Origin of the sequence: Pseudonocardia sp. McavD-2-B, assembly GCF_024124365.1 — a bacterium.
Classification (GTDB): domain Bacteria; phylum Actinomycetota; class Actinomycetes; order Mycobacteriales; family Pseudonocardiaceae; genus Pseudonocardia; species Pseudonocardia alni.
The window spans coordinates 1-9,644 of sequence record NZ_JAMXSG010000234.1; the positions used below are offsets into that span (position 1 = coordinate 1).

Consider the following 9,644-nt stretch of genomic DNA (forward strand, 5'->3'; position numbering starts at 1 on the left):
GGTCGTCGGGCGCACCGGACCCCGGCACCGGGCCGTGCGGCAACGCGGCGGACGCTCCCCCGGACCCGGGCGCGCCGTACCCCCCGGCCGGCCGCGGGTGCGGACCGGACGCGAACGAGCCACGCGGCTGCGCCGGGATGGCGTTCCCGGACGGCTCCGGCGCGAGGGCGACACGGCGGTTGCGGTGCTCGAGCGCCGGGTTCCAGGCGTCGAGACCGGCGACGGCACCGTCGGGGTACGGGCGCGACCGTGCGGGGTCCGGACGCCCCTCGGGCGCGGCGGAGGCCTGGTCCGCTCGGGACCCGGCGGCCGTCGCGTCGGGTTCGGTGCCGGGCCGGTCGGACCCGTCGAGATCGTCCGCGGCCCGGTCGGACTGCGGACGCACCGACGGCGAGACGCCGCCGGTGGACCTGCTCACCTCTGGCTCCACGCCTGCTTGGTCGCGCGGACGAGGCGGTCCTTCAGCTCACGGGTGTGCCGACGGCTGACCGGCAGCTCCGCGGTCTCCGGGCCGGATCCGATGCGCACGACGTAGCCGGACCCGGCCAGCCGCAGCTCGGTGACCAGCGGCAGCGCCACCAGGAACGAGCGGTGGATGCGCACGAAGCCGGCGTCGCGCCAGCGGTCCTCGAGCACCGACAGCGGGATCCGGACGAGGTGACTGCCCTCGGTGGTGTGCAGCCGGGCGTAGTCGCCCTGCGCCTCGACGTAGCGCACGGCGGACCGCGGTACCAGCTTCGTGGTGCCGGCCAGCTCGACGGGGATGACCTCGTCGTCGCCGCCGGTCTCCTCGCGCACGGTCTCGACCGGCCCGCTGCGACGGGTCGACAGGATCCGGTCGAGTGCGGCGGAGAGGCGCTCGGTGCGCAGCGGCTTGAGGAGGTAGTCGATCGCACCGACGTCGTAGGCGTCGACCGCGCGGTCGTCGTGCGCGGTGACGAAGACGATCGCCGGCTGCACGGCCATGTTCTGCAGCACCCGGGCCAGCTCCAGGCCGTCGAGACCGGGCATGCGGATGTCGAGGAACACGGCGTCGATGTCGGTCTGCTCGGCGACGTCCGCGCCGCCCCCCGCGCCGGCTCCCGCGGCCGCCCCGGCCCGGCGGCCGTTCAGGATGCGCAGGGCCTCGGTGGACTCGCCGGCCTTGAGGACCGTCGCGACGCGCGGGTCCTCGTCGAGCAGGAAGGCCATCTCCTCGAGCGCGGGCTGCTCGTCGTCCACCGCGAGAACGACCAGTCCGCGAGTGGTGTCGTTGCTGTCCACGATCTCCTCATCCTGCTTCCGGGCCTGCGCCGGGAAGCCCATCCGCTCGATGATCGCCCGGCGCCGCGACCATGGTGACGTGCCGACGCGCGTGATGCCAGGGCACGAACCGGATCGGTGACCGGCCGGACACGGGGTGCAGCGCGGCCGTGGTACGCACGGTCACCGGTGTCACAGCCCGTAACGGGCCCACGCCGCCCGCGTCTCGAGGGCGGAGAACAGCTCGTGCCCGGCCCCGGCGATGCCGCCGGAGAGGCCGGCCCGGGCCGCGGACCCACCCGCGCCGAGGCGGGCGAGCAGCGGCCTGCGCTGCTCCACCGGGCGCTGCTCGGCGTCGGGGAAACGTTCGGTCAGGACGTCGTGGGCACCGCCGATGCCGTCCACCAGGCCCAGCTCGCGGGCCCGCTCACCCAGCCACACCTCGCCGTCGAACAGCTCGGTGTCGGTCGCGAGCCGGTCGCCACGCCGCTCGCGCACCCATCCGGTGAACCGGTCGTGCAGCTGTTCCTGCAGGCCGGTGAGCCAGGCGACGTCCTCGGACCGCTCGGGCAGGAACGGGTCCAGCCGCGACTTCGACCCGCCCGCGGTGTGCAGCCGCCGGGAGACACCCCACCGCTCGATCAGGCCGTCGAGCCCGAACCCGGCGCTGATCACCCCGATCGAGCCGACGATCGAGGTGGAGCAGGCGTAGATCTCGTCGGCGGCGCAGGCCAGCCAGTAGCCACCGGACGCGGCGACGTCCTCGCAGAACGCGAGCACCGGCACGTCCTTCTCCGCCGCCAGCGAGCGGATGCGGTCCCCTATCAGCTGGGACTGGGTCGGCGAGCCGCCCGGGGAGTTGATCACCAGTGCGACGGCGGCGAGCCGCTCGGGCGCGAACGCCCGTTCCAGCACCTTCTCCATCGAGGAGAGGTTCAGCACCTGCCGCGGTACCGGCGCGGCCTGGGCGCTGATGACGCCCTGCATCCGCACGACCGACACCACCGGAGGGCCGACCGACTCACCCAGCCTGCCGGGCAGACGGGAGGTCACCGCCGCGGGAATACGCAGGACGTCCATGCCGTCCCACCGTACGCGCGAGCACAGGGTGACGTGGTGTGACCGGATCGGCACAGCTCGCGACTACTCATGTCACCCGTACGGCCCAGCGGATCGCCGGAGGGTCCCACGGATGCCCGCCGGTCAGGCCCGGATGCCCGCCCGGAACTTCGGGACGCGCAGCGTGATCTTCATACCGGCGCCGATGTTGGTGTCGACGACGAGGCCGAAGTTGTCGCCGAAGGCCGAGCGCATGCGGTCGTCGACGTTGCCGAGGCCGACGTGCGCGCCGGAGAGGTGGGCGTCGTCGAGATCCTCGTTGAGCCGGGCCGGGTCCATGCCGACGCCGTCGTCCTCGACGACGATCACGCACTCCGACCCGGCGTTCTCCGCCCGGATGGTGACGGTGCCGCCGTTGGGCTTGCCGGACAACCCGTGCCGGACCGCGTTCTCCACCAGCGGCTGCAGCGCGAGGAAGGGCAGGACGACGTTCTGCACCTCCTGGTCGATCTGGAGCTTGATGTTGAGCCGGTTCCCGAAGCGGGCCTTCTCCAGCCGGACGTAGCGCTCGATGTTGTTCAGCTCGTCGAGCAGCGTCGTGTACTCACCGGCCGAGCGGAACGAGTACCGGGTGAAGTCGGCGAACTCGATGAGCAGCTCACGGGCGCGCGCCGGGTCGGTGCGGATGAACGAGGCGATCGTGGTGAGCGCGTTGTAGACGAAGTGCGGCGAGATCTGGGCGCGCAGGGCGCGGACCTCGGCGCGGTTGAGCCGCGCCCGGGAGTCGTCGAGCTCGGCGAGCTCCAGCTGGCTGGACACGTAGCGCGCGACCTCGCCGGTGGCCCGCAGCACCGGGGGACCCGCCGTCGACGGGGTGAGCGCGGCGAGCGTGCCGATGATGGTGCCGTCGCTCTCCAGCGGGACGACGACGATCCCCCGCACCTCGCAGCCGGGCTGGTTGCACTTGATGGAGGTGTGGCTCATCAGCTCCATCCGGCCGGTCCGGACGACCGTGTCGGCGAGCGTCTGCACGTCCTGCTGGTGCTGGTCGGCGGTGCCGTCCCAGCCCAGGACCGTCCCGCGGGAGTCGGTCATCGCCATCGCCGTGGTCTCCAGCAGCTGGCGCAGATACGGCAGCGCCTGCGACGCCGAGCGCGACGACAGCCCCTCGCGCAGCACCGGCGCGGCCAGCGCGACCGTGTGCAGCGCGGAGAACGTGGCCTTGGCCAGCGGCGAGACCATCGTGTTGCGCCGGTTGCGCTGCCACAGGAAGAAGAACACCGCGACCACGCCGACGACGACCGCCACCACGAGCAGCAGCGCCATGGACGGGGTGAGCGTGGTGGATCCGTCCACGACTGCGAGCACCCCCGTTCCCGCGCCCGCCACTAGCGCACCAACCGGGACAGGCGGCGGTCGGCGAGCGGTTTCCCCCCGGTCTGGCAGGTCGGACAGTACTGGAACGATCTCTCCGCGAACGACACCTCGCGCACGGTGTCGCCGCAGACCGGGCAGGGCAGTCCGGTGCGGGCGTGCACCCGCAGCCCCGAGCGCTTCTCCCCCTTGAGCTCCGCGGCACCCTGGCCGACCGAGCGGGCCACCGCGTCGGACAGCACGGCGTGCAGCGACTCGAACAGGGTGTCCCGGGCGGCGGCGTCGAGCCGGGACGCCGTGGCGTAGGGCGACAGGCGCGCGGTGTGCAGGATCTCGTCGGAGTAGGCGTTGCCGATGCCGGCGAGCGTGGACTGGTCGACCAGCAGCGTCTTGAGCCTGCGGTTGTCACCGTCGAGCAGCTCGTCGAGACCGGCCCGGCCCAGCTCCAGCGCGTCCGGCCCCAGCTTCGCGATGCCCGGGACCTGCGCCGGGTCCTCCACCAGGTACACGGCGAGCCGCTTCTGGGTGCCCTGCTCGGTGAGGTCGAAGCCCGGCCCGCCGACCTGGTCGAGGTGAACCCGCAGCTGCAACGGGCCGCGGCCCGGCTTGGGCGGGGTGACGCCCGCCGTGGTGTGCCAGCGCAGCCAGCCCGCCCGGGACAGGTGCGTGACCAGGTGCAGCGGGCCGGTGTCGGGGCGGTCGTCGAAGTCGACCGACAGGAACTTCCCGAACCGCGACGCCCCGGTCACCACCCGGCCCACCAGCGCCGACACCGGTGGGTCGAACGTCTTCAGCGCGCTCATCGAGGCCAGGTCCACCCGGGCCACCGGGCGGTACACGGCGTGCTCACGCAGGTGGTGGGCCAGGGCCTCCACCTCGGGCAGTTCGGGCACCGCGACTCCTAGTTGATCGGCTGCAGCGGGCTGTCCGCGTGGCCGGGCGTCGAGCGGTTCTTGAGGCTGCGCACGACCACCTTGGTCTCCTCGCGTGCGGTGGCGAGCCCGCGCACCATGCCCGTCCACTTCTCCGGGGGCAGGTCGTAGCCGCCCTGGGTCTTCGCGGTGATCGTGAACGGCCTGCGCAGCAGCCAGCGGAACGGGAAGAAACCCAGTCCGACGATGACGACGAGCCAGTAGAACCAGGGGAAGACCACCCCGCCGGGCACCCAGACGACGAGGACCAGCCAGAAGAACACCAGCGTGCCGAGGATCAGCACGACCGCGCCGTTACCCGCGTCGACGTCGTGCTCGAACTCGTCACCGACCGCCGGCGTGGTCCACTCGATCCGCCGGCTCACCTGCCATTCACGGTAGTCCGCCGCGATGACCGTCTTCGTCGTCAAGGTGTCCGCTCCCCTGCCCCGGTACCGCCCACGATGTTCCCACAGGGGGCCGACAGAACCGAGTACCCGCGCGCGGGCCACCCGGCGGTGCGGGGCCGCGCGGGGCCTCAGCAGGCGGGTTCGACGGGCTCGCGTTCCGGGGCGCCGGGGGCCAGCAGCTCCGAGCGGGTCAGCACGACCGGGTCCGGGCCGTCGTTGCGCAGCTCGTTGGGCCTGCCGTCCTCCAGGAAGAACGCCTCCCCCGGGCCGAACGGGCGCGGCTCGCAGGAGTCGGCGCGCTGCACGGTCACCGTGCCGGACCGCACGACGGTGATCACCGTGCCGGGGTGGCGGACCCAGCCGCTCGCCTGGCCCGGCTGCAGCACCTCGGTGCGCACGAGAAGCTCGGCGGGGCCGGGCGTGGAGATGTCGACCGGCCGGTCGAGGCGCCCCTGGGCGTCGGAACCCGCCTGGGTGACCGGCACGTCCGGGACGCCGGGGAGCGCGGGCTCCGTGGTCGGCGCGGGGGCGGCGGACGCCGACGGGGCGGCTTCGCTCTCGTGGCCGAGCTGCCCCGGCTGGGCACACCCTGCGAGCAGCGCGGCGGTCGCGACCAGCAGGGCCGGTCCGAGAAGGTGACGGGCGAGCGGCACGGGCGGTGTCCCTCCGGGCGCGATGCGTGATCGCACCGCACGCTAGTGGCCGATCACCACGCTAGCGGCAGCCGGGTCGTCCCGTTGATGAAGTTGGAGGTCAGCCGGCGCACCTCCCCGTCGAGCCGGGCCGGCGGCAGGCGCAGGAACGCGGCGAGGAAGGCCCGCATCTGCATCCGGGCGAAGTGCGCGCCCAGGCACAGGTGCGGCCCCTGCCCGAACGCCAGGTGCTCGTTCGGGGAGCGGGTGATGTCGACGGTGTCCGGGTCGGCGAAGCGGCGCTCGTCGCGGTGCGCCGAGCAGTGGTAGACGACGACCTTGTCCCCCGCCGCGATCTCCGCCCCGTTCAGGACGTGGTCGCGGGTGGCGGTCCGGCGGAACGTCAGCACCGGCGGGTGCCAGCGCAGGATCTCCTCGATCGCCGACGGCAGCAGACCCGGTTCCGCGCGCAGGCGGGTGTAGGCGTCGGGGTGCCCGACGAGCGCGAGCACCCCGCCCGGCAGCGCGCTGCGCACCGTGTCGTTGCCCGCGATGACCAGCAGGAAGAAGAACATGTGCAGCTCGGGGCCGGTGAGTGCGCGGCCGTCGACCTCGGCGTGCACCAGCGCGGTCATGACGTCGTCGTCGGGCTCGGCGCGCTTGCGCTCGGCGAGGGCGTCGGCGTAGCCGAACATGTCGGCCAGCGCGGCCGGGGAGCGCGGGTTCACCGGCGGACCCTCGGCCGCGTGGTCCGGGTCCTGGTAGCCGATCACCCGGTTCGTCCAGTGCAGCAGCATCGGGCGGTCCTCGACCGGCACGCCGAGCAGGTCGGACAGGTTCTGCAGCGGGAACTCGTCGGTGACCTGCCCGACGAGCTCGCAGCCGCCGTCGTCGCGCACGGCGTCCAGGAGCGCGTCGGCGCGGCGCTGCACCGTGGCGGCGAACCCCTCCAGCCGACGACGCGTGAACGCCCCGGTGACCAGCGTCCGCAGCCGGACCTGCTCCGGCGGGTCCATGTTGAGCACCATCCGACGCAGGAACGGCAGGTCGGCCGGGTCGGGGTCGCGGATCTGCGTCGCCCCGAGCGACGACGAGTAGTCGGCCGGGCTGCGCAGGACGTGCCGGACGTCGTCGTAGCGGGTGACGGCCCAGAACCCGGGTCCGGCCGGCCACGGGCCGACGGCGTGCTCGTCCTGCCAGGAGACGGGCGCGGCGTCGCGCAGCAGCCGCAGCGCATCGTGCGGCACCCCGCGGGCGAACACGCGCGGGTCGAACACATCGGTGTCGATCTCGTCCGGGTCGACCCCATCGGGGCCGCTCACCGGTTCGCCACCTCGATCAGCGTGTCCGCGTGGCAGGGCACGTCCTCGGCGCACCAGCAGCACAGGTCCTTGCCCGCGAGTTCGACCCGGGCCCGTTCGACCAGGTCGGGGCGCTCGTCGAGCAGCCAGCGGCGGTGCGCGGCGATGGCCGGTGCCCGCCCCATCTCACGCACGTCGAAGGGGTTGCCCCACGGTCCGGGCCGGGTGACGAGCACCGCGCCGTCGGGTTTGCGCCACCCCTTCGTGCGACGCAGCCGGATCCGCTGTGGAGTGCTCACGAACCGCACCGTAATCAGGTGGCGCAGCTCACGGCCAATCGCTTTGCATTGCGCAACGCATCGGCGCATGCTTGCGCGAGTCAACTAGTTGCGTGATACATGCACTACCGAGAGGGGGTCCGCGATGAGCACCGCACACGCTGCCGCCGCCGAGCCCGCCGACGCCGACCTGGAGCTCGCCGACTCGATCGTCCGGGAGCTGTTCCTGCTGGTCCGCCAGGTGAAGCGGTCCGGTGAACGGCACCGCCCCGAGATGATCGTCGACATGGCCGCGTACCACGTGCTGGCCCATCTCCACTTCGGCGGCCCGCAACGGGCCGGCGAGGTCGCCGCCACCTTCCACTCCGACCCCTCCACGATCAGCCGACAGGTGTCCGGCCTGGTCAAGGCGGGTCTCATCGAGCGGCGCGCCGACCCCGGCGACGGGCGCGCCTCCCTCCTCGCCGCGACGGACGAGGGCGTCCGCGTGATCGAGACCGAGCGACGCCGTCGCGCGCACGTCATCGCCACCGTGCTGGCCGCGTGGAGCCCCGACGACCGGCAGGCCCTCACCGGACTGCTCGGCCGCTTCCTCGACGACTACCAGACCTTCGAAGCACAGGAGTCCTGAGAATGTCCACCGCTGCCGCCAGTGCGCAGCGCCCCGTCGCCACCTCCGGCGACGGCGAGCTGACGCACCGGCAGATCCTGACCGTCCTGGGTGGACTGATGCTGGGCATGTTCCTGGCCGCCCTGGACCAGACGGTCGTCTCGACCGCGATCCGCACCATCGCCGACGACCTGTCGGGCCTCAACCTGCAGGCGTGGGCGACGACGGCCTTCCTCATCACCAGCACCATCACCACGCCGCTGTACGGCAAGCTCTCCGACATCTTCGGCCGCAAGCCGCTGTTCATGACCGCGATCACGATCTTCCTGATCGGGTCCGTGGCCTGCACCCTGGCCTGGTCGATGTACTCCCTGGCCGCGTTCCGCGCGCTGCAGGGCCTCGGCGCCGGCGGCCTGATGTCGCTGGCGCTGACGATCCTCGGCGACATCGTGCCGCCGCGCGAACGTGCCCGGTACCAGGGCTTCTTCCTGGCCGTGTTCGGCACCTCGAGCGTGATCGGCCCGGTCATCGGCGGCCTGCTGTCCGGTGTGGACACCATCGTCGGCATCGACGGGTGGCGCTGGATCTTCCTGGTCAACGTGCCCATCGGGCTCGTCGCGCTGGTCGTCGTCCAGCGGGTGCTGAACATCCCGCACGTCCCGCGGCCCGCACGGATCGACTGGCCCGGCGCGCTGGCGCTGGCGCTGTGCCTGGTGCCGCTGCTGATCGTCGCCGAGCAGGGCCGCGAGTGGGGCTGGGGCTCCACCTCGTCGATCGTCTGCTACGTCATCGGTGGCGTCGGCCTGCTGCTGTTCCTGCTGGCCGAGCGTGCCTACGGCGACGCCGCGCTGCTGCCGCTGCGGCTGTTCCGCACCGGCATCTTCTCGCTGTCCGCGGTGCTCAACCTGCTCATCGGTATGGCGATGTTCGGCGGCATCGCGCTGCTGCCGCAGTTCCTGCAGATCGTGCACGGCGCGACGCCCATCGAGGCCGGCTTCATGATGCTGCCGCTGGTCGGCGGGATCATGGTCGCGTCGATCCTCTCCGGCCAGCTGACCTCCCGCACCGGCCGCTACAAGATCTTCCCGGTGATCGGCACCGCGTTCATCACGATCGCGATGGTGCTGCTGTGGCAGACCGTCACGCCGTCGATCCCGATCTGGCAGCTCGACCTGACCATGGCCCTGCTGGGTCTCGGCCTGGGTCTGTGCATGCAGACCCTCGTGCTCGCCGTGCAGAACGCGATGCCCGCCCGCGACATGGGTGTCACCACCTCCTCGGTGACGTTCTTCCGGCAGATGGGCGGCACGCTGGGCACCGCGATCTTCCTGTCGGTGGTGTTCTCCACCGCCGGCGACAAGATCGCCGACGCCATCCGCGCCGCGCTCGGCACGAGCTCGTTCCGGGCCGCGCTGACCGACCCCGCCGTCGCGACCGACCCGGCCAACGCGCAGGTCGTCGGGGCGCTGCAGTCCGGTCAGGCCGGCAGCCTGTCCACCTCGGTGCTGGCCGACTCCTCCTTCCTGCAGCGGATCGACCCGCGGCTGGCCGCACCGTTCCAGGAGGGCTTCACCAGCGCGATGACGCTGGCGTTCCTCATCGCGGCCTGCGTGATCGCGGTGGCCTTCGTCCTGGTGCTGTTCGTCAAGGAGCTGCCGCTGCGCACCATGTCCGGTGCGCAGGCCGCCCGGGCCGAGGCCGCGGGCGAGGGTGCCGCCGCCGCGTCGGTCCCGACCGAGGCGCTCGGGACGGTCGCCCCGGCCCCCGCCCCGGCCGGGCGGGTCGACGGCGGTGGGCGCGGAGCGGACATCGCGCCGCCCACCACGC

General features: G+C 72.8%; 10 protein-coding genes and 1 pseudogene. 2 read left to right on the top strand and 9 right to left on the bottom strand.

The annotated features are described in order from the left end of the window. The 9 genes and pseudogenes from NH602_RS23740 to NH602_RS23780 all read right to left on the bottom strand — a co-directional run. Positions 1 to 418 (bottom strand): annotated as a pseudogene (locus NH602_RS23740) (hypothetical protein); the annotation flags it as partial. Beyond that, positions 415 to 1,263 carry a LytTR family DNA-binding domain-containing protein gene (locus NH602_RS23745; protein ID WP_174525578.1) on the bottom strand — a complete coding sequence of 283 codons (849 nt, stop codon included), beginning with the start codon at positions 1,261 to 1,263 and terminating at the stop codon, positions 415 to 417. The pseudogene NH602_RS23740 and the gene NH602_RS23745, both read right to left, overlap by 4 nt. Before the next feature lie 171 nt (positions 1,264 to 1,434). Continuing rightward, a complete protein-coding gene (locus NH602_RS23750) occupies positions 1,435 to 2,322 on the bottom strand; it encodes a S49 family peptidase (RefSeq protein ID WP_073573836.1) in 888 nt (295 codons plus the stop codon). 123 nt (positions 2,323 to 2,445) lie between these two features. After that, positions 2,446 to 3,657 (bottom strand): sensor histidine kinase, encoded by a 1,212-nt coding sequence (locus tag NH602_RS23755; RefSeq protein WP_238589740.1) that lies wholly within the window; start codon positions 3,655 to 3,657, stop codon positions 2,446 to 2,448. Between the two features lie 32 nt (positions 3,658 to 3,689). Then, positions 3,690 to 4,568 (bottom strand): DNA-formamidopyrimidine glycosylase family protein, encoded by an 879-nt coding sequence (locus NH602_RS23760; RefSeq protein WP_100879139.1) that lies wholly within the window; start codon positions 4,566 to 4,568, stop codon positions 3,690 to 3,692. Between the two features lie 8 nt (positions 4,569 to 4,576). Next, positions 4,577 to 5,017 carry a hypothetical protein gene (locus NH602_RS23765; RefSeq protein ID WP_073573757.1) on the bottom strand — a complete coding sequence of 147 codons (441 nt, stop codon included), beginning with the start codon at positions 5,015 to 5,017 and terminating at the stop codon, positions 4,577 to 4,579. 107 nt (positions 5,018 to 5,124) lie between these two features. Further along, positions 5,125 to 5,649, bottom strand: a complete 525-nt coding sequence (locus tag NH602_RS23770; RefSeq protein ID WP_179761462.1) for a cupin domain-containing protein — start codon at positions 5,647 to 5,649, stop codon at positions 5,125 to 5,127. A 53-nt stretch (positions 5,650 to 5,702) separates the two neighbouring features. Beyond that, entirely contained in the window at positions 5,703 to 6,950 is a 1,248-nt protein-coding gene (locus NH602_RS23775; protein WP_253068946.1) for a cytochrome P450, read from the bottom strand. Beyond that, complete coding sequence (locus NH602_RS23780) at positions 6,947 to 7,228, bottom strand: DUF4326 domain-containing protein (protein ID WP_073573834.1); 282 nt, start codon at positions 7,226 to 7,228, stop codon at positions 6,947 to 6,949. The genes NH602_RS23775 and NH602_RS23780 overlap by 4 nt, the downstream gene beginning before the upstream one ends. A gap of 124 nt (positions 7,229 to 7,352) precedes the next feature. Between NH602_RS23780 and NH602_RS23785 the strand changes: the two genes are divergently transcribed. Together NH602_RS23785 and NH602_RS23790 are read left to right on the top strand one after the other, a co-directional pair. After that, complete coding sequence (locus NH602_RS23785; RefSeq protein WP_073573755.1) at positions 7,353 to 7,838, top strand: MarR family winged helix-turn-helix transcriptional regulator; 486 nt, start codon at positions 7,353 to 7,355, stop codon at positions 7,836 to 7,838. A 2-nt stretch (positions 7,839 to 7,840) separates the two neighbouring features. Then, a partial coding sequence (locus NH602_RS23790; RefSeq protein WP_253068947.1) for an MDR family MFS transporter occupies positions 7,841 to 9,644 on the top strand: 1,804 nt, incomplete at its 3' end.